This window comes from Streptomyces sp. NPDC059009 (genome assembly GCF_042740175.1).
In the GTDB taxonomy this organism is placed as follows: domain Bacteria; phylum Actinomycetota; class Actinomycetes; order Streptomycetales; family Streptomycetaceae; genus Streptomyces.
Map to the genome: position 1 here is coordinate 84,658 of NZ_JBHYJB010000037.1, position 18,826 is coordinate 103,483.

An 18,826-nucleotide genomic window follows, 5' to 3' on the forward strand; every position below is an offset into this window, starting at 1 on the left:
CGGGGCTGCTCGGCTACGGGCTCGGGGGGGGGCGGGGGGCGGGGGGCGCCCCGGGTGCGGGCCCCGGGCCCCCCCCACGACTCCTGCGGATCGCCTCAGCCATCGTGGCGACGGCGGCGCAGCACGTCGGCTCCGGCGAGGGCGGTCACGCCGAGGCCCGAGGCGAGGGCGATGCCCGCGATGTTGCCGGCTTCGTGGCTGTCGGCGACCGGGGCCATGCCGGTCTGGACGGAGCCCTTGGGCGTCTTGTACTGGCCGGGGGCGACCGGCTTGACGGCGTTGTTGTGGGTGCCGTGGGAGGTGTTGGTGCCCGCGCTGCCCGCGGCAACCCCGAACTTGAGGGTGTCGACCTTCTGGCCGTCGGCGTAGCCGGTCACGCCGTAGTAGCCGGCCTTGGTGTTCTTCGAGACGGTGGCGGTGCCGTGCCAGGCGCCGTTGACGCCGCGCACCGGCTTGAGCACGACCTTGCCGCCGTCGAACGCGTCGGACTTCACGTACACCGCGCCGGGCTTGAGCTCGCCGGTGCCCTTGATGTCGAGGCCGACGTGGTCGCCGGGCCTGCCGCCGTCCGTCGACATGGAGAAGGTCGCCTTGCCGGGCTGCGGGGTGGGCTTGCTGTCGCTCCACGTGCTGATGGAGGCCGTGGTCTGCGCGCCGGTGTCGCCGAAGTTCGCCGTCGCCGTCACGGGGTACGTGCCGATCTTGACGTCCTTCTTGACCGTGGCCGTGCCGGTCCACGTGGTGCCGCCGGTGGAGTGCAGGCTGACGGAGCCGAACGCGTCCGAGACGACCTTGACGCTCTGCGCCTTGTCGGACGTCGTCGCGCTGATCTTGACCTGCTCGCCCGCGCGGAATCCGGTCGCGTGCGCCGGGCTCGACAGGTGCAGCTGCACCGATGCCTTGTCCGACGGCGACGCGGAGGCCGACGGCGAGCTCGGATTCGTCGACGGGGCGTCCGCGGCGAATGCGGCCGCGGGGGCCGCCAGGGCTATGGACGCCGCCAGGCCGACGGCGGAGATGGTGAATGCCTTACGCATGCTGAATGAGCCTCCCCTGGCTCCTGGGAAATTCCCGAGTGTGGTGCCGGAAATCCGACATCCCTGATGATGCAGACAGGGGTGGCGCAGGTTGCAGGCCGTCGAAGGCCGTCAAAATCCCCCAGGACCAAAGTCCCTGCCCCACTTGCGTGGACCCACTGGCGCGAATTCCCTTTTCAAAGAATTCCGTTTACCGGCGCTTTGCGGGGAGATTAGGGTCCTAAGTCCCGGGGGATTTTGACGCGTTGCTGATGCCACTAGCGCCGGCCGTAGACCGGGGTGCGGCTGGACTCCTCGGGCTGCTCGGGGAGTTCGAGGGCGGCGATCTCCTTGCGGACGTCGTCGGTGGGGCGCAGGCCCCAGGCGGTGAAGTACGCCGTCAGGTCCCGCCGGGCCGCCTTGCTCGCCTCGACCATGAAGAACCGCTTGCGGGCCGCGTCGTCCCCGGCACTGTCCTCGGCGGCGGGCCGGGCGGCCGCGTGCAGCCGGTGGTAGAAGGCGTCGCCGAACAGGACGCGCAGCTGCTCGAACATCGCGAAGCGGCCGAAGTGGTACTCGCTGCTCTGCAGGCTCCCGGTGCCCGTCGCACTCCCGGCGGCGTCGAAGTCCCGCTGCCCGTCAGGGAGATCGAGGTACTTAAGCGCCAGCTGCCACTCGGCCGGTCCGGCGTGCCCGGTGTCCTTGGGGTCGGCGCCGAAGGCCCGCATGGCGGCGAGGGAGTAGATGTTGACGGTCTGTTCGGTCATGGGCCGCCAGGTCCACTTGGACATCTGGCGCTGGTGGCCCATCTCGTGCCACAGGCCCCAGGAGTGCTTGAGGCCCTTGGCGGTCAGGAGTTCCTCGCTGCCCCAGCTGGAGGGCCAGGCCACGCGGTAGTCGGTGGCGTTGGCGGTGTAGCCGTTGCGGAACTCGACGATCTGCTGGAGCAGCGGGCTGCCCGCGGGCTGTCCCTTGCCGCGCAGACCGCTGATCCGGTCCTCCTGCTCCGCCACGGTGTCGTAGGTCTTGAGCAGTTCGTCCTGGCTCGCCGTGGCCTGCTGCCGCGCGGTGTCGCGCAGCACGGCGAGCTGCACGTGCCGCCCCTGCAGCTGGACGTAGGGCGCGGTGGCCGCCTTCAGCATGGTCTGCCACTGCTGGTGCGTGGTCTTGCCGAGCACGTAGTACGGGATGGGGTGCGCCGTCCTTCCGAGCGTCACCGTGGCCTTGTGCTGCTGCTTCGCGGGGCGGTCGTCGACGTAGCGCAGGTTGATGATCCCGCCGCGGGGGTCGGTGACCGTGGTGCGCCCGGGCTTCAGCTTGTACGTGCGCGGTTCGGGCAGGTCCTGCAGCTCGTGGTCCGGGTTGCGCATGCCGTGGTTGCCGATCACCAGCTCGGGCAGCGGGTCGCCCGGCTCGGTCCGCCGCACGTCCACGGCGAGCCGGTCGCCCGCGTTCACCAGATATCCGGTGGGCCGGTGGTCGGGCAGCATCATCCAGCGGCCGAGCCGGTCCTGTTCGGCCTTCGACGACGGCAGCGGACTCCAGCGCAGGGTGCGCTTCTGCGGGAACGCGCGCTCGGCCGGGGCGCGGTACACCGGGGCCTTCTCGAGGGTCCAGCGCTGCTCGGCCGTCACCGGCTGCGACTCCACTCCCTTGACCGTCGCGGTCGCGGTGGCGGTGACCGTGAGGGTGGCGGGCTTCGCCTTCGGGGCCGCCTTCAGGTCGACGGTGATCCAGTCGCTGTAGCTGCCGTCGCCGGGTGCGGGCCGTGGCGGTGTGCAGGTCACGTCGGTCTGCGTTGCGGTGCAGTAGTTGCGCCACGCCCCGTGGTAGTCGGCCACGACCGTGCCCTTGGGCGCCGTGACCCTGGTGGTGATCTTGTCGGCGGCGGCCGGGCCGTCGTTGTACACGCTCAGCTTCATCTGGAAGGTGTCGCCGGGAGTGAGGTACGTGGCCGCGCCGTCGGCGTCGACGACGACGCGCACCTTCGCCTCCGGTGGCGGCTCCGTGGCCGCTCCCATGGCGGGCGGTACCGCGAGCGCGCACAACAGGGCGCCGACCTGTGTCGAGTTGAGGATCATGGCCAGATCGTGCGGCGCGCGCGGACCCGCCCACCGCGGAAGACACCCCGCTGACTCCATCCAGGCTCGATCTTGAACCGAACGGCCCCGGCGATTGCGCCGCTTGCCGTGGCGGCGCCGCGGCGCCGCGGTCAGCTCGACTTCCTGGCGAGCTCGGCGAGGAACTGCGGGACCCGCCCGGCGCCGAAGTCGTAGAACCGTGCCCACCGCGGCTCGACCGCGATACGCGCCATCCGGTCGTACAGGGACCGGCAGTTCCGCTCGAACTCGGCCGCGTACTCGGCGTCGAAGTTCTTCCGCGCGGCCGCGAGGTACTCCGGAACCACCCCGTCGACGATCGTGAGGTGCACGACGCCGCGTACGGAAAGTGTCCTGGCCGAGCCGGGGCTGTCGCCGGCGTCGATGGTCAGGGCGACCTCGGGGCGGGCGGTCAGCGCCTTCACCTTGGGCGCGGTGGCCGCGGTGGACATGACGATCTCGTCGCCGGTCCAGTAGATCCCGATCGGGATGACGCGCGGCAGCCCGTCGAGCCCGTTGTACGCCAGCCGCGCCATGGACGCCTGGCTCAACAGCTCGTGGGCGTCGGCCAGCTCCTGTGCGATCTGCTTCGGGTCCATGACGCGTCGTCCTCCACTGTCGCGCGGCCGCTCGTGGCCGCTGTGTCCCTGGGACGGAGACGCCGCCCCGTTCTCGACATCCGCGGCCGCATCGCCGTCCGCTCGCCCACGGTCTCGCCCGAGGCAATCGTGCCGCGCTCGCCGGATTCCACCACTCCGGTTGACAGTGCCCGTCCCCGCAAACCATGATTCCATCACTCAGCTAGTGGAATCAGCGAAAGGGGGAGGCGTGCGAGGTGTGGTGTCTCCTGGCACGGGCGGCTCGAGGTGGGCCCTGGAGGCCCGGGGGCTCGGGAAGAGATACCGCCGGGGGCGGGCCCTGGAGGACTGCTCCGTGCGCATCCCGGCCGGGCGCGTCTGCGGGCTCGTCGGGCCCAACGGGGCGGGAAAGAGCACCCTGTTGAAGCTGGCCGCCGGGCTCATCGAGCCGACCGAGGGCGCCCTGCGGATCTTCGGGGTGCCGGGCGACCAGCCCGCGGCGATGCGGCGGTTCGCCTATCTCGCCCAGGACAAGCCGCTGTTCAAGCGGTTCACGGTCGCCGAGTGCCTGCGCATGGGCCAGGAACTCAACCCCGACTGGGACCAGGCGTCCGCCGAGCGGATCGTACGGGCGGGGCAGGTGCCCCTCGACGCCCGTGTGGCGACGCTCTCGGGCGGCCAGCGCACCCGCGTGGCGTTCGCCCTCGCCCTCGGCAAGCGGCCCGACCTCCTGCTCCTGGACGAGCCGATGGCCGATCTCGACCCCGTCGCGCGGGACGAGATGTCCTCGCTGCTGATGTCCGAGGTCGCCGAGCGCGGCACCACCGTGCTGATGTCCTCCCACATGCTCAGCGAGCTTGAGCACATGTGCGACTACCTGCTGGTCGTCGCCGAGGGCCGCGTCCGCATGGCCGGTGAGGCCGACGAGCTGCTGCCGATGCACACCCTCGTCACCGGAGTGCTCACCGACGAGGGCCTGCCGCCTGAGCTGACCCGGCACACCCTGGTCGAAGTCCGCACGGCGGGGCGGCAGTTCACCGCCCTGGTCCGCGCCGAAGGACCGCTCGGCACGGAGTGGCAGCTCGCCGAGCCCAGCATGGAGGAGGTCCTCCTGGCCCATCTCCGCTCCCCCAAGGCTCCCGCAGTGATCACGCCGACCGCCACGCCGCCCCTCGACCGCCTGGAGAACGTGGCATGAGCACCACCCTCTCGACCCGCGCCGACGCCCCGCTCGGCCCCGTCCCCGCCAAGCCCCGCCGACTGCGCGGCCTCGCCTGGCTCATGGTGCGCCAGCACCGCACCGCCGTGCTGGCCTGCGCGGCCGCGACCGTCGGCGGCGCCCTCTGGATCGTCTCCGAGCGGGCCTCGACGCTCAGCAGCCTGCACGCCGCCGGCTGGCCCGCCAAGCCGCTCGGCTCCCTCGACGCCGACGTCATCAACCGGGCCAGCCAGAACATCACCGACGTCGGCGGCTATCTGTTCTTCCTGCCGCTGCTGCTCGGCGTGTTCTTCGGCGCCCCGCTCATCGCGTCCGACCAGGAGCACGGCACGGCGCAGCTGGTCACCACCCAGTCCGTGTCCAAGCGCCGCTGGCTGCTGTGGAAGCTGGGCTTCGCCCTCGCGCTGGTCACGGTGACGACCGCCGTCCTGAGCGCGCTGTTCACCTGGTGGTGGCGGTCCGCCGCCCCGCTGGCCACGTACAGCTGGCTGGACGACGCGACCTTCGGCACCACCGGTCCGGTCCTGGTCGCCGGCGCCCTCTTCACCACCTCGCTCGGCATCCTCATCGGCACCCTCGTGCGCCGCGCCGTACCCGCGATGGCGGTGACGCTCGGAGTGACGGTCGCGACGCGCCTCGTGATCGAGCACTTCCGGCCGGACTTCGCCACCCCGCGCCGCGCCGCCTTCCCGCTCGACACCGATCCGCCGGCCTGGCTCGGCAACGTGACGCAGGTGGACCAGTGGATCGGCACCGCGTCCGGGAAGGTGTACGGGTACGGCACCTGCACCACGGCCAAGTCACCCGAGGCGTGCCACGACAAGCTCGGCATCGTCAACTCGGTCTGGGACTACTTCACTTACGGGCAGCTGGGCGGCATGCAGTGGGTCGAGGCGGGGATCTACCTCGCGCTCACCGCCGTACTGATCACGCTGTTCATGTGGCGGACCCGGCGGCACGCGCTGTAGCAGCACGGACGGCATAGGCTGCCGCAGACGACAGACGACAGTCGGCAGTCGGCAGTCGGCAGTCGGCAGTCGGCAGTCGAAAATCGACGAAACACGAACGACGAACGACGAGATGAAAGGGGGCGGGTTCCATGGTCGTGTTCCGCATCGAGCGCCGCGGTGGCCTGCCCGCCTACCTTCAGATCGTCCATCAGGTCGAACAGGCGCTGCGCATGGGAGCGCTGACCGAGGGCGACAAGCTGCCCACGGCGGCCCAGGTCGCGGCCACCACGAAGGTCAACCCCAACACCACCCTCAAGGCATACCGCGAGCTGGAGCGCTCCGGCCTGGTCGAAGTGCGCCAGGGCGCGGGCACGTTCATCACCCGCTCCCTGGCCACCCCGCAGACGGCGCCGGAGTCCCCGCTGCGGGCGCGGCTCGGGGAGTGGATGCGCGAGGCCAGGGAACAGGGGCTGACCGAGCACGACGTCACCACCCTGTTCGAGGCGGCCTTCACCGAGACGTTCCAGAAGGCGCTCTAGGGGGCACCGGCCGTGGCCGAACAGACCGAGACGAGCGAGCGACAGCAACAGCAACACACCGTCTACGTCGACATGGTGGGAGACCTGTTCCACCCGGGGCACGTGGCACTGCTCAAGGCCGCACGCGCCTTCGGGGACCGACTGATCGTCGGCGTGCTCTCGGACGAGGCCGTGACCGCCTACAAGCGCCGACCCATCATGAGCCTGGCCGAGCGGATCACGGTGATCGAGGCGTGCCGGTACGTGGACGCGGTGATCCCGGACGCTCCCTACCGCGTCACCACCGAGTTCCTCGACGAACACGGCATCGCCGTGGTCGTGCACGGGGACGACCTCTCCCCCGCCGCGATCGACGAGGTCTTCGGCCCGGTGGCCGCCGCCGGACGCCTGCGACTCGTGGCCTACACCGCCGGGGTCTCCACCACGGAACTCATCAAGCGCTGCCGTGACAGCACCCGCTGAGCCGCGTGCGTGAAGTCTCGTGCTGTTGCGCGGAGTTGGTGCCCAGCGGCTGGCGCACGGCCTGGTGGACGTTCCTCACTGCGCTGCCCACGGCTGCGTGTATCGTCACCGCGGTGACCGCCTCCGAGAACGCGCCGCTGCAGGCCAGGACGTCAGACCATGTACCCGCCGTCCTGCTGGAACAGCTGGCCGACACGCTCGGCCGCCGAACCCCGGGCACCGTCGTGTTCGGCGAGCCCGTCGTGAGCCAGGACGTCACCGTGATCCCCGTGGCGCGGATCGGGTTCGGCTTCGGCGGCAGCACCGGCCAAGAGGCCCGTCACGAACGCATGGACGGAGTGGTCGGCGGCGGGCTCGAAGCCAAGCCGCTCGGCTTCATCGAGATCAAAGAGGGCCGGACCAGGTACAAGCCCATACGCAGTCCCTGGGTGACCACCCTCGCACCACTGACGGGCGGCCTCCTGGCCGGGGCCGCCGTCCTGCGCTACCTGGCACGGCGCGGAAGGCACTGAAGCAGCGGCGCTCGAGCGGAGGCCGCCGGATTCTCGGGGAACCGCCAGTTGCCGCCGCGGTCCTCCTTCGAGAAGCGCGCGGCGAGGTCAGGGATGTGCAGGAAGCAGGCCGGCCAGGACCACGCGGCCCTGGGACCAGGTCTCGGTGCGGACCTGGGCGATCTCCTGGGAGTGGAAGAACGGGCTCGTCCTCATGCCGGCGATGAACCGCTCGGTCTGCCAGCCCGCGTCGCGGAGCCTGCTCGCCCAGAACTCCCGCTGCCGCTCGACGGGCGCGCGGTGGATCGCGGAGGCTTCCTCGGATTCCTCGTACTCGGACCTGAGGGTCTGCCGGCCCCCTTCCCGACGTGTTGGCCATGATCGTCGCCTTGGCCTTGCCGCGGGAGTCGATGCAAGCGACGGTCACCCGGTGGCCGCCCCGGGTGAGCCAGAAGGCCAGGGCCTGCCCCGTGATTCCACCACCGGCACCGAACCGGGGTTCCTCGTCAGTGATCCGGCCGACGTCCAAGAGTCATCAGGAGGGACCCAATCCCCCAGAGACAGGAACGACCTAGTCCCCCAGAGAAGGGACACAGGCAAGCCCGTGGGGGCCGCTCTCCGCGCCGATGGGGATGTCCCCCGCGGCCTTGTCCAGCTCCAGGTCGATGACGGTGACCGTGGAGCCACCCGTGTTGGACACGTACGCGAAGGCGGCGTCGGGTGAGGAGTTGATGGTCAGCGGGAGCGGACCGACCTCGACGCTGCCGCGCGGGACGAAGGTGCCTGCATCGGTCCCCGCCGAGAAGATGTGCACACGTCCCGGCAGGGGGCGGGGCACGTCCCCTGCTCCGAGAGGGGCGGCGAAGCGGATCTGGCCCGCCAGGAGCGTCCCGTCGGCGGTGATGTGGACCGGGACGGCGGGCCCCGGCAGCGGAAGGGTGCGCACCAGCGCGTCCGTGGCGGTGTCGAACACACTCAGGTTCGGCGCTGCCGCAGGGGCGGCGCCCAGCGCCAACTTCGGTGTGGCGATGACGACATGACTGCCGTCCGGGGTGAACGCGAGGCCCTCGCTGCCCGCCACGTCGATGGTTCCGGCCAGTCGCCGCTCCACCAGATCGACGACCGAGACGAACGGCGCTTCCTTGTTGGTGGCGTACCCCTTGGTGCCGTCGGGAGTGATGGCGAACCAATGCGGGCCGGGGGCACGGGAGTTGATGCGCTCCAGCACTGTGCGCCGGTCGACGTCCACGACCACTACGGCGCCGTCACCGGCCGGTCCGGCCTCGACGGAGACGTACAGCAGGCCGCGGGCCGCGTCCAACGCCAAGCCGTGCGGGGCGTGTTCGGGGGCGAGGTCGATCGTGTCGACGATGCGGCGGGTGCGTGCGTCGACGACCGTGAGTTCGTGGGCGCGCGGACCCGGCCGGTCGTAGAAGCCACTGCGGTAGGTGCTCGTGCAGTACAGCACCTGACGGTCCGCGTCGTGGAGCACCTCGTGGGGCTGGGCGGGGAGTTCCACGTCCGCGAGGGTGTGGCGGTCCAGCGTGTCGATGAAGCGGAGTCTGCTGCTGTTCTGTGCGATGACTGCGAGGACGTCGTTCATGGTTCTCCCGGACGAGTGGGCCGTCCTGACTGACGGCTCATGGCTGCTGGCTCATGGCTGCTGGCTGATGGCGATCGCCTGATGCCTCGACGCTAGGTCCGGGGCTCGGACCGGCACCAGTGACACCTTGGTCAGGACACTTTCCGCTCCCGGCAATTCGCCTGCCGACCAGCGACTTCGGATAATCCGTGCATGGCCCGCCTCGACCTGAATCTGCTGATCGCCCTGGACGCCTTGCTGGAGGAGGGCAGCGTCACCGGCGCGGCCCAGCGTCTGCACACCTCGCCGCCCGCCATGAGCCGCACCCTGGCCCGGCTGCGCCGCACCCTGCGCGACCCGGTCCTGGTGCGCGCGGGCCGCGGCCTCGTCCCCACGCCCCGGGCGCTCGAACTGCGCGCCCAGGTCGCCGCGTTCGTCGACGAGGGGCGCGCGCTCCTGTCGCCGCAGAGCCCGGTGGCGCCCGCCGAGCTGCGGGCCGACCTGACCGTCAACGCCGGTGACGTACTCCTGACCTCGCTGGCCGCGCCGCTCATCGCGCGGGTGCGCCAGCGAGCCCCCGGTCTGGTGCTGCGGTTCGCACCGGACACGTACGAGAACACCTCCGCCATGCGCGACGGCACGGTCGACCTCGAAGTGGGCATCCTCGACCACCTCGACCCCGAGACCAGGACGCACCACCTGATCGACACCGAGCTCGTCGGCGTGGTCCGCGACGGCCATCCCTTCGCCACCGCCCCGCCGGATGCCCGCGCCTACGCGGCCGCCGAGCACATCTCCGTCTCCCGGCTCGGGCGCGCGACCGGGCCGATCGACGACCGCCTCGCCGAGCTGGGGCTGCGGCGCAGCGTGCCGATCACCGTGCCCGGCTATGCGGCGGCGCTGTTCATCGTCCGCGACACCGACCTGGTCGCGCTCGCCCCGGGCGGCCTGGGCGGACGCGCGTCGAACCTGCTGGGCCTGCGCACCTTCCCGATACCGGTGGAACTCGCGCCGGTACGCCTCGGCCTGGCCTGGCACCCCCGCAGCGACCGGGATCCGGCGCACCGGTGGCTGCGCGAGCAGGTCCACGAGGTGGTGCGGGACATCGATGACGGCCACGCCTGAGGGGCGGCTCGCAAGATCTCGGTGTGCGACAGGGGAAGTCCCGGCTCACCCGGGCGAGCCGGAGAGCCACTCGGCCACGACCACGGCCGCATCGTCCCTCAGGACGCCGCCCGCGTGCTGCTCGACCGCCTTGAGCAGGGCATGCGGGACCTCTTCCGTGGGCAGACCGAGCAGGGTCGACGTACGGCGGTGCAGGGGAAAGAAGGTGCCGGAGTCGTCCCGGGCCTCGGCGGTGCCGTCGGTGTAGAGGAGGAGGCGGTCGCCGGGACGCCAGCGCGCCCGGTGCGGCTCATACGCGGCCGGATCGTCGTCCAGGGCGTGCGCGAGGCCCAAGGGGGGTGCGGCCGGGGCCTCCAGGGGCCTGCACGTGTCGGTGGTCAGCAGCAGCGGCGGTGGGTGCCCGAAGAGGAGGATGCGCAGCTCGGGCCCCTCGATCTCGACCAGCGCGGCGGTCACGAACAACTCGTCCGGCTCGGCCTCCTTGCCGGCCGCCGCGTGCTGGGCCACTGCCCGTGAGCAGTGCAGGGCGACGCTGGGCAGGTCGGGTTCGTACTGGCCCGCGGCACGGAAGGCGCCGAGCACCTCGGCCGCCGTGCGGATGGCGGGCAGCCCTTTGCCGCGCACGTCACCGATGATCAGCCGGATCCGGTCGGGCAGGGTCACGGCTTCGTACAGGTCACCGCCGATCAGCGCTTCGGCGTCGGCCGCGTGGTAGTCGGCGGCCAGCCGCAGCGGCCCGGCCCGCTCCGGCATCGGCGGCAGCACGGCCCGCTGTACGGTCACCGCCAGACGGCGGGCCTGGCTGAGGTCTCGTTCCCTGCGCGAGCGCTCCGCGCTGCCGACCAGACTGGCCAGGCACACCCCCACCACCGCGACCGTGGTGACGACGTGGTGCCGGGTGCCCAGCGAGTGTCCCGAGAGGGCGGCGACCAGGCCGGCCGCGGCGACGCCCCCGCACACGGCGAGCACCCTGCGCGGCCCGCCACGGATCGCCGCGAGTGCGGGAGCGGCCGCGAGCAGCGGTTCCAGCTCGGCCTCGGCGCCGGCTCGCCATTGCACGACGGCCACGGCCACGACGATCAGCCAGGGGAGCAGGTCCCAGAACCAGCGGCGCCCGGCGACCGTCCAGGCGCTCCGCAGCGGGACCCACCGGTGACGCATCACTGTCCCTGTTGCCCGAACGCACCCATGGTCACCTGCTTACACCGCGCCGCCAGGACGCGCATGCGCACATCACAACAAGACATCGGAACAAGAAGGTCCTCCTGCACCTTCACCGGCAACCGACAGCCGCCCCGGGGTCAAGAAGCGAGCGTGACCCCGGCCAGCTCCGACCAGTCGGCTCCCCGCCCTTCCTCCGACGCCTCGTCGAACTTCTCGTCGCCGAGGCGGCTGCGTGCCGCCTGCTCGATCCGCGCCACGTCCGGGTGGGAGTGGTCCTGCAGCCCGCGCACCCCCGCGCTCGCCGCGAGCAGCCGCGCGGCCTGTGCGTGATCGTCGCGGCGCCGTGCCAGGTCGGCGACGCCCACGAGCACCTGCGCGATCACCGTCGCGTGCCCCGTCTCCGCCGCCGCCGCGCAGGCCGCCGCGTGGTGGTCCCTGGCCTCGTCGAGGTCGTCGGCGAGGTAGCCGAGCAGGTCGTGCGTCCCCGCGCGGACGTACGCCCGCTCCGCGTCCTCACTCAACAGGGCACGGGCGACGTCGAGTTGCCGGTACGCCTCGTCGGCGTCGTCGGCCCAGCGGGCGAGGTCCGCCTTCGCGAGGGCCAGCATGGCCAGGCCGCCGGGCCAGGTGACCCGCTCCGCGTGGCGCTCGGCATCGGCGAGGGCGGCCGCGCCTGCCTCCCGCTCGCCGAGGTACCAGTACAGCTGCGCCTGCCGGGCCCGCATCCGGATGACGTCGTCGGGGGCACCGACCTCGCTGACGATCGCGATCGCCTGCTCGTAGTGCTCGCACGCGCCGGTGAGGTCACCGCGCATGGCGATCCGGTCCGCCAGCTCGGTCTGCGCGAAGGAAATCCCGAACCGCTCGCCGAGCGCCCGGAACTCGGTGAGCGCCTGCTCCAGATACGCGTCCGCGTCCCGGCCGCCGTGGCCCAGCACGACCCGCATCTTGCCCTGGTGCAGCCGGGCCATCGCGCGCACCCAGGGGTCCGCGTCGTCGCGCAGCGGCTCGAGGGCGGACAGGACCGCGCCGGGTTCCCGCAGCAGGCGCTCCAGCGGGGCGACGAGTCCGAGGGCCGGGTGGCGGCGCGGGCTGTGCCGGCCGCGCTGACTGAGCTCGTACGCCTGGTGGATCCACTCCGCGGCCTGGTGTTCGTCGCCGAGACCTGCGGTCACGAACATCACGATCAGCGCGTACGCCGTGGCCCGGTCCTCGTCGCTCACCTCGCCGGGCAGCCGCGTGGCCGCGGTGAGCAGTTCGAGGCCCTCGGTCTTGTGCCCGCCGAGCCACCAGTAGTAGCCCGCTCCTCCCGCGAGCCGCATCGCTTCCTGCGCCTCGCCCGCCGCGAACGCACCGCGCATCGCCGCGCCGATGTTGTCGTGCTCGGCCTCGAGGACGGCCATCCACTCCAGCTGCTCGGCGCGGCGCAGGTGCGGCTCCGCGGTCTCGGCGAGCTCGGTGAAGCAGGCCAGGTGCGCGCGGCGTACGTGCTCCGTCTCCCCCGCCTCCGCGAGCCGCCCCGCGGCGTACTCCTTGATCGTGCCGGTCATGCGGTAGCGCGGGGCGCTGTCGCCCTCGCCCTCGGCGCGCAGCAGCGACTTCTCGGTGAGCGCGGTGAGCAGCTCGAGGACCTCCTCCTGCTCGACCGCCCCCGGCGTTCCCTCCCAGGGGCCCGCGCAGACCCGCTCGGCCGCTTCCAGGCTCGCTCCGCCGGAGAAGACCGAGAGTCTGCGCAGGACGGTGCGTTCGGCGTCGGTGAGCAGCTCCCAGCTCCAGTCGACCACCGCGCGCAGCGTCTTGTGGCGGGGCAGGGCGGTGCGGCTGCCGCCGGTCAGCAGGCGGAAGCGGTCGTCGAGGCGGTGGGCGAGCTGGTCGAGGGACATGGTGCGCAGGCGGGCCGCGGCCAGTTCGATGGCCAGCGGCATCCCGTCGAGGGCCCGGCAGATCCGTACCATCGTGGCCTGCGTACGGGTGTCCGCCGCGAGGTCGCGGCGGACCGCTCCGGCCCGGTCGCGCAGCAGCTGGACGGCGGGGGCGGACTCGATCTCGTCCGGGCCCGCGTCGTCCTTCGGCAGGGCCAGCGGCTCGACCGGCCACAGCGCCTCGCCGGTGATGCCGAGGGGCTCGCGGCTGGTGGCCAGGATGCGCAGCCGACGGCACTCCCCCAGCAGCCGGTGGGCGAACGTCGCCGCCGCCTCGATGACGTGCTCGCAGTTGTCCAGGACCAGCAGCGCGTCGCGCTCGCGGATCGCGGCGACGAGCCGGTCGGTGAGCTCCGTGTTCTGGACCCCGCTCAGCAGGGCGTCGCGCAGGCCGAGGCCGACGAGGGTCGACTGCGCCACGTCGGCCACATCGCCGTCCGCGCCGATGGCGGCGAGCTCCACGAGCCAGGCCCCGTCCGGCAGTCCGTCGAGCAGCGTGCGCGCGGTCTCGGTGGCGAGCCTGGTCTTGCCCGCGCCGCCCGGTCCGGTCAGCGTGGTGAGCCGGTGGGCGCCGATGAGCGCGCGGACCGCCGCGACGTCCTCGCGCTTGCCGATGTAGGTGGTCAGCTCGGCCCGCAGGTTGGTCCTGCGGTTCTCCGGCCGCGGCCCCAACTCGCCCCGCAGCAGCGCGACGTGCAGCACGGACAGGTCCGGTGAGGGGTCGACGCCGAGGGCGTCGGCGAGGGCCTCCCGTACGTGCTCGTACACCAGCAGCGCCTCGCTGTCGCGGCCGGCCGCGGCGAGGGCGCGCATCAGCGCGGCGACGAGGCGCTCGCGCAGCGGGTGCAGGGTCACCAGGTCGGTGAGCTCCGTGACCAGTTCCGCACCGTGCCCGAGCGTGACCTCCACCTCGAAGCGCGCCTCGGTGGCGTTCAGCCGCAGGTCCTCCAGGCGCCGGACCGCGGCGTCGAACGCGGAGCTGTCCTGCAGCCCGATGTCCTGCAGCGCGTCGCCGCGCCACAGCCCGAGGGCCTCGCGGAGCAGCCGCGCCCGCCCGGCCGCGTCCTCGCCGCGGGCCTGTCCCGCACTGACGAGACGCTCGAAGCGCACGGCGTCGACGGCGTCTGGCTCCACCACCAGTCGGTAGCCGTCCGTGTGCCCCTCGACCACACCGCGTGGCAGCGCCTTTCTCAACCGGGAGACCAGGCGCTGCAGGGAGTTCGTGGCGTCGGCGGGCGGCTGCTCGCCCCAGATCCAGTCGATGAGCGACGCCTTCGGCACCACCTGGCCGGGCCTGAGCGCGAGAGCGACCAGCAGCCCGCGCAGCCGCGCGCCCGGCACGTCGGCCGAGCCGCCGTCGGCCGTGCGTACCTCCAAAGAACCCAGCATCCCGATGTGCACCTGTTGAGTTTAGGTCGGTGCCATACGTCCTGATGGCCGTCGGCCGATAGCCGTATGCGCTCCCGATGCCGCCCACACGGCTCCCCGGCGCGGGCAGCATCAGAAGCAGACCCCCTGCAGGCCCTCTCTGAAGGAAGCGACCATGGCCCTCCACGCGGCGAACCACGAGTCCGGCACCCCCTACGACGACGTGTACGCGCTGCCCATCAGCGAGCACACCCTGCCCAAGTACCGGATGCCGGAACACGTTTCCGACGCCCGCGCCGTGCGCGCCCTCATCCACGACGAGCTCGCCCTGGACGGCAACGCCTCGCAGAACCTCGCGACGTTCTGCACGACGTGGGCCGAGCCCGAGGTGCACGCGCTGATGGCCGAGTGCCTCGACAAGAACATGATCGACAAGGACGAGTACCCGCAGACCGCCGAGATCGAGAACCGCTGCGTCCACATGCTCGCCGACCTGTGGAACTCCCCCGAGGGCGAGACCACGGTCGGCTGCTCCACGACCGGCTCCAGCGAGGCGGGCATGCTCGGCGGCCTGGCGCTGAAGTGGCGCTGGCGGGCCCGCCGCGAGGCCGAGGGCAAGCCCGTCGACAAGCCCAACATCGTGGCGGGTCCGGTCCAGGTGTGCTGGGAGAAGTTCGCCCGCTACTTCGACGTCGAGCTGCGTCAAGTCCCGCTGGAGAAGGACGCGTTGGGACTGCAGGCGCATCAGCTCCGGGACTACGTCGACGAGAACACCATCGGCGTCGTGGGCATCCTCGGCGTCACCTACACCTGCGTGTACGAGCCCATCGCCGAGATCTGCGCCGAGCTCGACCGGATCCAGGCCGAGACGGGCCTGGACATCCCGGTGCACGTGGACGGGGCGAGCGGCGGCTTCATCGCCCCGTTCCTCCGCCCCGACCTGGCCTGGGACTTCCGCCTGCCGCGTGTCGCCTCGATCAACGCGTCCGGCCACAAGTACGGCATGGCCCCGCTCGGGGTGGGCTGGGTGGTGTGGCGCTCGGCCGACCTCCTCCCGGAGGACCTGGTCTTCCGCGTCAGCTACCTCGGCGGCGACCTGCCGACCTTCGCCCTCAACTTCTCCCGGCCCGGCGGCGAGATCGTCGCCCAGTACTACAACTTGCTGCGCCTGGGCCGCGAGGGCTACGCCAAGGTGCACGGCGCCTGCGCCGCCACCGCCCGGAACCTGGCCAAGGAGGTCGCCGCGATGGGCCCGTTCAGCATCCTCTACGACGGCCAGGGCGCCCTGCCCGCCGTCTCCTGGATGCTCAAGGACCCCTCCTCCAGCCCCTTCAGCCTCTACGACCTGACGGACGAGCTGCGCCGCCGCGGCTGGCAGGTGCCCGCCTACCCGCTGCCCGCGGACCGCCAGGAGACCGTCATCCAGCGGGTGTTGGTCCGCCACGGCACCAGCTACGACACGATCGCGCTGCTCGCCGGGGACATCCGCGCCGCGGTGGACCGGCTCACCGAGGGCACGACGCACGCCCCGGACCGGCCCGGGTTCCACCACTAGGACCACCAGCTCCGTTCGCTAGGGTCTGCGGCCATGACTGAGACCACAGCCGAAGCATGGCCGGAACCTCCGCTCGCCGGAACCGAGGCGGCAGCCGTCCTCGGCGCTCTCGAACGCCAGCGGGCCACGCTGGCCTGGAAGTGCTCCGGCCTGGATGCTTCAGGTCTTCGAGCCACAGTCGGCGCATCCGCCATAACGCTGGGCGGCCTGCTCAAACACCTGGCGCACGTAGAAGACAGCCACTTCGCCCGGCTGTGGCTCGCCTCGGCCGTCGGTGCACCCTGGGACGCCGTCGACTGGGAGCAGACCCCCGACTGGGACTACCGTTCCGCGGTCGAGGACACCCCCGAGCAACTGCTCGCGCTGTGGCAGGGATCAGTCGCCCGCTCCCGAGCCATCGTTGACGAGGCACTCGGCGCGGGCGGCCTGGACCAGCTCGGCGCCTACACGACCCGTGGCGGTGAACGTCCCAACCTCCGCCGGATTCTCCTGGACCTCATTGAGGAGTACGCCCGCCACGCGGGTCACGCCGACCTCATCCGTGAATCCGTCGACGGCCTGACAGGCGAGGACCCCCCGAGGTGAACCGGCGCACGCGTGGCGGGTGGGTCACCGGTCCACCGCGGTCAGCGGAGTCGCCACCTTCTCCAGGGACTTGCCTTCCGCGTTCACACCGAGGAGCAGCTCCACCAGGCCGCCCGCCACCATGATCCCGCCGCCGATGAGATAGCCGACGAACAGCGCGGTGCGGTCGTGGCCGTCGCCGATCAGTGCCCCGTACACGGCGGGGGCGACGGCGCCGCCGCGTCGACGCCGTAGAACTTCGTCAGGACGAGCGCGTACGTGAAGAAGATCGCGTTGTAGAGGAAGGACTGGGCGATCATCAACGTGGCGGCGAGGGCGGCCCGGCCGGGGTAGGTGCGGAAGACCAGGCGCAGGAAGACCAGGTAGCCGTACGTGCCTTCCGGCCGCAGCGTGAGGGCGTCGCGCTCGTCGTCGACGGGCGCGAGGATCTGGCCGGAGTCGCGGGCCGTCTGCTCGATCCGCTCCATGATCTGCTGGGCCTCGCGCTCGTGCCCGTGGGTCAGCAGCCAGCGCGGGCTCTCCGGCAGGTTGCGCCGCACGAACAGGACCACGACGGCGAGGACGGGCCCGACCAGGAAGGCCACGCGCCAGGCGACGTCCTGGGGCAGCGAGTTGAGCAGCAGCAGGCTGGAGAAGGTGCCGAGGACGGAGCCCGCCCAGTAGGTGCCGTTGATCATGACGTCGACGCGGCCGCGGTAGCGGGCGGGCATCATCTCGTCGATCGCCGAGTTGATCGCCGCGTACTCCCCGCCGAGACCGAGGCGATCAGCCCCACCTCGGCGGAGGACAGGTCCAGGGTGTCGGGCTTGGACAGCACCGCCGCGACCGAGCTCGCGACGGTGATGTTCAGGCCGTCCAGGATCCAGGCGGTGCCGAGGCCGAGGACGAGCCGGGTGTGGAACGGTGACCAGCGCAGCCGGTCGATCCGCGCCGGGATGGTGCTGCGGACCGCCGCACCGGCGGGGGAGGGCACCTCCGGGGGGCGTGACCCGGTGTCGTCATGACTCCTCCAGGAGACGGCTGGAGTGATCATGCGGTGTGCGGGAAGCCCGTCGCGGGCGGCACACGGCGGTTCGCCCGGACGGCCGCCACCCGCGCCGACGGCCGCCCCACGCGTCAGTCCCCCCGCATGCCTCAGTGGCGCTTCAGCCAGTCGTCGACCACCGAGTACGCGTGCGCCCGGACCTCGGGCCGGGACAGGAAGATGTCGTGCAGCGCGCCGGGGATCGGGACGATGGTCGTCTCGTTGCCGAGGCACCCGGCCCAGCGGGCGATCTGCGTGACGTCCAGGATCAGATCGGCCCGCTCGCTCAACTCCGAGTAGCGGCTGGAGAAGTGGCTCTTGTCCGAGCGCAGGATCAGCGAGGGCACCCCGATGTCGAGGCCGCGGTGCAGGGCCGCGTGGCCGCGGCGGACCGCGTTGAGCCAGCCGACGGTGACCGGGAAGCCCGCGAGCGGCTTGAGGTCGAGGTCGAACTCCCATTCCCCCTTGCGGCTGTGGTGCACCGTGTCTCCGTACACGCTGCTCAGCGGCACGGGCAGCGCGCGCAACGGGACCGCCTTGGACGCCACGCGCAGCAGCTGTGTGACCGGGCCGCGCTGGGCGGGGGTGCCCTGCAGGTCGAACCAGGGGCTGTTGAGGACGAGTCCGGAGACCGGCTCGGTGCGTCCGGCCGCGCGGCGGCGGTGCAGCCACAGCGGCAGGACCAGCCCGCCGGTGGAGTGGGCGGCCAGGAGCACGGGCAGGTCCGGATGTTCCTGGGTGACGGCTTCCAGGGCGAGGTCGAGTTCCCGGTCGTACAGGGCGAGGTCGCTCACGTAGTGCGCGGTCTGCCCGGGGCGGCGGGCACGGCCGCACTTGCGCAGGTCGAGGGCGTAGAAGGCCAGTTGGCGCTCGGCGAAGAAGTCGGCCAGCTCGGTCTGGAAGAAGTAGTCGGAGAAGCCGTGGACGTAGAGGACCGCTCCCCGCAACGGCTGCGGATCGTCGTCCTCGGCGCCGCCCGGGTCCCGGCGGACCAGGACCGCGGCGGCGGTGCCTTCGCCGTCGGGGTCGGTGCCGAGTTCGAAGGTGTGCTGGTGGTAGCCCGTCAGCAGGTCGGGCTTCCAGTCGAGTACGGGCAAGGCATTCTCCGAGAGGTCGGCCAGGCGCCGGGGGCCTGGCGTGGGTGGCC

18 protein-coding genes are annotated in these 18,826 nt (G+C 71.9%); 8 read left to right on the forward strand and 10 right to left on the reverse strand.

Annotation, left to right across the window (positions count from 1 at the left end):
* Positions 1 to 95 precede the first annotated feature (95 nt).
* The 3 genes from ACFWYM_RS31945 to ACFWYM_RS31955 all read right to left on the reverse strand — a co-directional run bounded on the left by ACFWYM_RS31945 (position 96) and on the right by ACFWYM_RS31955 (position 3,714).
* Positions 96 to 1,037, reverse strand: coding sequence for a hypothetical protein (locus ACFWYM_RS31945; protein WP_384845243.1), 942 nt, complete (start codon positions 1,035 to 1,037; stop codon positions 96 to 98).
* Positions 1,038 to 1,294: 257 nt separating this feature from the next.
* Positions 1,295 to 3,097 carry a M60 family metallopeptidase gene (locus tag ACFWYM_RS31950; RefSeq protein ID WP_384845246.1) on the reverse strand — a complete coding sequence of 601 codons (1,803 nt, stop codon included), beginning with the start codon at positions 3,095 to 3,097 and terminating at the stop codon, positions 1,295 to 1,297.
* A 131-nt stretch (positions 3,098 to 3,228) separates the two neighbouring features.
* Positions 3,229 to 3,714: a pyridoxamine 5'-phosphate oxidase family protein gene (locus ACFWYM_RS31955; RefSeq protein WP_384845249.1), complete on the reverse strand. Its 486-nt coding sequence runs from the start codon at positions 3,712 to 3,714 to the stop codon at positions 3,229 to 3,231.
* 229 nt (positions 3,715 to 3,943) lie between these two features.
* On the opposite strand from ACFWYM_RS31955, the gene ACFWYM_RS31960 reads away from it, so the two are divergent.
* The 5 genes from ACFWYM_RS31960 (at position 3,944) to ACFWYM_RS31980 (ending at position 7,375) form a co-directional block, all read left to right on the forward strand.
* Positions 3,944 to 4,891, forward strand: a complete 948-nt coding sequence (locus ACFWYM_RS31960) for an ABC transporter ATP-binding protein (protein ID WP_384845252.1) — start codon at positions 3,944 to 3,946, stop codon at positions 4,889 to 4,891.
* Entirely contained in the window at positions 4,888 to 5,880 is a 993-nt protein-coding gene (locus ACFWYM_RS31965; RefSeq protein WP_384845255.1) for an ABC transporter permease, read from the forward strand. Before ACFWYM_RS31960 ends, ACFWYM_RS31965 begins: the two co-directional genes overlap by 4 nt.
* Before the next feature lie 131 nt (positions 5,881 to 6,011).
* Positions 6,012 to 6,401 (forward strand): GntR family transcriptional regulator, encoded by a 390-nt coding sequence (locus ACFWYM_RS31970; protein WP_384845258.1) that lies wholly within the window; start codon positions 6,012 to 6,014, stop codon positions 6,399 to 6,401.
* A gap of 12 nt (positions 6,402 to 6,413) precedes the next feature.
* The gene (locus ACFWYM_RS31975; protein WP_384845261.1) at positions 6,414 to 6,863 is read left to right on the forward strand and encodes an adenylyltransferase/cytidyltransferase family protein; all 450 of its coding nucleotides are present in this window, start codon (positions 6,414 to 6,416) and stop codon (positions 6,861 to 6,863) included.
* A 113-nt stretch (positions 6,864 to 6,976) separates the two neighbouring features.
* Positions 6,977 to 7,375: a GerW family sporulation protein gene (locus ACFWYM_RS31980; protein WP_384845264.1), complete on the forward strand. Its 399-nt coding sequence runs from the start codon at positions 6,977 to 6,979 to the stop codon at positions 7,373 to 7,375.
* A gap of 550 nt (positions 7,376 to 7,925) precedes the next feature.
* On the opposite strand, the gene ACFWYM_RS31985 is transcribed toward ACFWYM_RS31980, so the two are convergent.
* Entirely contained in the window at positions 7,926 to 8,957 is a 1,032-nt protein-coding gene (locus tag ACFWYM_RS31985; RefSeq protein WP_384845267.1) for a YncE family protein, read from the reverse strand.
* Between the two features lie 192 nt (positions 8,958 to 9,149).
* Between ACFWYM_RS31985 and ACFWYM_RS31990 the strand changes: the two genes are divergently transcribed.
* Positions 9,150 to 10,061: a LysR family transcriptional regulator gene (locus ACFWYM_RS31990; protein ID WP_384845270.1), complete on the forward strand. Its 912-nt coding sequence runs from the start codon at positions 9,150 to 9,152 to the stop codon at positions 10,059 to 10,061.
* Positions 10,062 to 10,106: 45 nt separating this feature from the next.
* Here ACFWYM_RS31990 and ACFWYM_RS31995 read toward each other — a convergent pair whose 3' ends face one another.
* Both ACFWYM_RS31995 and ACFWYM_RS32000 read right to left on the reverse strand, forming a co-directional pair.
* Positions 10,107 to 11,222, reverse strand: a complete 1,116-nt coding sequence (locus tag ACFWYM_RS31995) for a PP2C family protein-serine/threonine phosphatase (protein WP_384845273.1) — start codon at positions 11,220 to 11,222, stop codon at positions 10,107 to 10,109.
* A 140-nt stretch (positions 11,223 to 11,362) separates the two neighbouring features.
* Positions 11,363 to 14,548 carry a BTAD domain-containing putative transcriptional regulator gene (locus tag ACFWYM_RS32000; protein WP_384845276.1) on the reverse strand — a complete coding sequence of 1,062 codons (3,186 nt, stop codon included), beginning with the start codon at positions 14,546 to 14,548 and terminating at the stop codon, positions 11,363 to 11,365.
* A gap of 142 nt (positions 14,549 to 14,690) precedes the next feature.
* Here ACFWYM_RS32000 and ACFWYM_RS32005 point away from each other — a divergent pair, with 142 nt between their 5' ends.
* Both ACFWYM_RS32005 and ACFWYM_RS32010 read left to right on the forward strand, forming a co-directional pair.
* Complete coding sequence (locus ACFWYM_RS32005; RefSeq protein ID WP_384845279.1) at positions 14,691 to 16,070, forward strand: glutamate decarboxylase; 1,380 nt, start codon at positions 14,691 to 14,693, stop codon at positions 16,068 to 16,070.
* Between the two features lie 33 nt (positions 16,071 to 16,103).
* Complete coding sequence (locus ACFWYM_RS32010; RefSeq protein ID WP_384845282.1) at positions 16,104 to 16,655, forward strand: DinB family protein; 552 nt, start codon at positions 16,104 to 16,106, stop codon at positions 16,653 to 16,655.
* A gap of 24 nt (positions 16,656 to 16,679) precedes the next feature.
* On the opposite strand, the gene ACFWYM_RS32015 is transcribed toward ACFWYM_RS32010, so the two are convergent.
* From ACFWYM_RS32015 to ACFWYM_RS32030, 4 genes are all read right to left on the reverse strand, one after another.
* On the reverse strand, positions 16,680 to 16,853 hold the full coding sequence (locus ACFWYM_RS32015; protein ID WP_384845285.1) for a hypothetical protein: 174 nt from the start codon (positions 16,851 to 16,853) through the stop codon (positions 16,680 to 16,682).
* Positions 16,838 to 17,368 (reverse strand): MFS transporter, encoded by a 531-nt coding sequence (locus tag ACFWYM_RS32020; RefSeq protein WP_384845288.1) that lies wholly within the window; start codon positions 17,366 to 17,368, stop codon positions 16,838 to 16,840. Before ACFWYM_RS32020 ends, ACFWYM_RS32015 begins: the two co-directional genes overlap by 16 nt.
* Complete coding sequence (locus ACFWYM_RS32025) at positions 17,365 to 17,628, reverse strand: hypothetical protein (protein WP_384845291.1); 264 nt, start codon at positions 17,626 to 17,628, stop codon at positions 17,365 to 17,367. Before ACFWYM_RS32025 ends, ACFWYM_RS32020 begins: the two co-directional genes overlap by 4 nt.
* A 161-nt stretch (positions 17,629 to 17,789) precedes the next feature.
* Positions 17,790 to 18,776, reverse strand: coding sequence for an alpha/beta hydrolase (locus ACFWYM_RS32030; protein WP_384845294.1), 987 nt, complete (start codon positions 18,774 to 18,776; stop codon positions 17,790 to 17,792).
* Between the last annotated feature and the right edge of the window lie 50 nt (positions 18,777 to 18,826).

What these genes read in the sequence shown, in the direction of transcription:
- ACFWYM_RS31945 (WP_384845243.1), bottom strand. Translation starts at nt 1,037, where the DNA reads ATGCGTAAGGCATTCACCATCTCCGCCGTCGGCCTGGCGGCGTCCATA.
- ACFWYM_RS31950 (WP_384845246.1), bottom strand. Translation starts at nt 3,097, where the DNA reads ATGATCCTCAACTCGACACAGGTCGGCGCCCTGTTGTGCGCGCTCGCG.
- ACFWYM_RS31955 (WP_384845249.1), bottom strand. Translation starts at nt 3,714, where the DNA reads ATGGACCCGAAGCAGATCGCACAGGAGCTGGCCGACGCCCACGAGCTG.
- ACFWYM_RS31965 (WP_384845255.1), top strand. Translation starts at nt 4,888, where the DNA reads ATGAGCACCACCCTCTCGACCCGCGCCGACGCCCCGCTCGGCCCCGTC.
- ACFWYM_RS31970 (WP_384845258.1), top strand. Translation starts at nt 6,012, where the DNA reads ATGGTCGTGTTCCGCATCGAGCGCCGCGGTGGCCTGCCCGCCTACCTT.
- ACFWYM_RS31985 (WP_384845267.1), bottom strand. Translation starts at nt 8,957, where the DNA reads ATGAACGACGTCCTCGCAGTCATCGCACAGAACAGCAGCAGACTCCGC.
- ACFWYM_RS31990 (WP_384845270.1), top strand. Translation starts at nt 9,150, where the DNA reads ATGGCCCGCCTCGACCTGAATCTGCTGATCGCCCTGGACGCCTTGCTG.
- ACFWYM_RS31995 (WP_384845273.1), bottom strand. Translation starts at nt 11,222, where the DNA reads ATGCGTCACCGGTGGGTCCCGCTGCGGAGCGCCTGGACGGTCGCCGGG.
- ACFWYM_RS32005 (WP_384845279.1), top strand. Translation starts at nt 14,691, where the DNA reads ATGGCCCTCCACGCGGCGAACCACGAGTCCGGCACCCCCTACGACGAC.
- ACFWYM_RS32010 (WP_384845282.1), top strand. Translation starts at nt 16,104, where the DNA reads ATGACTGAGACCACAGCCGAAGCATGGCCGGAACCTCCGCTCGCCGGA.
- ACFWYM_RS32020 (WP_384845288.1), bottom strand. Translation starts at nt 17,368, where the DNA reads ATGATGCCCGCCCGCTACCGCGGCCGCGTCGACGTCATGATCAACGGC.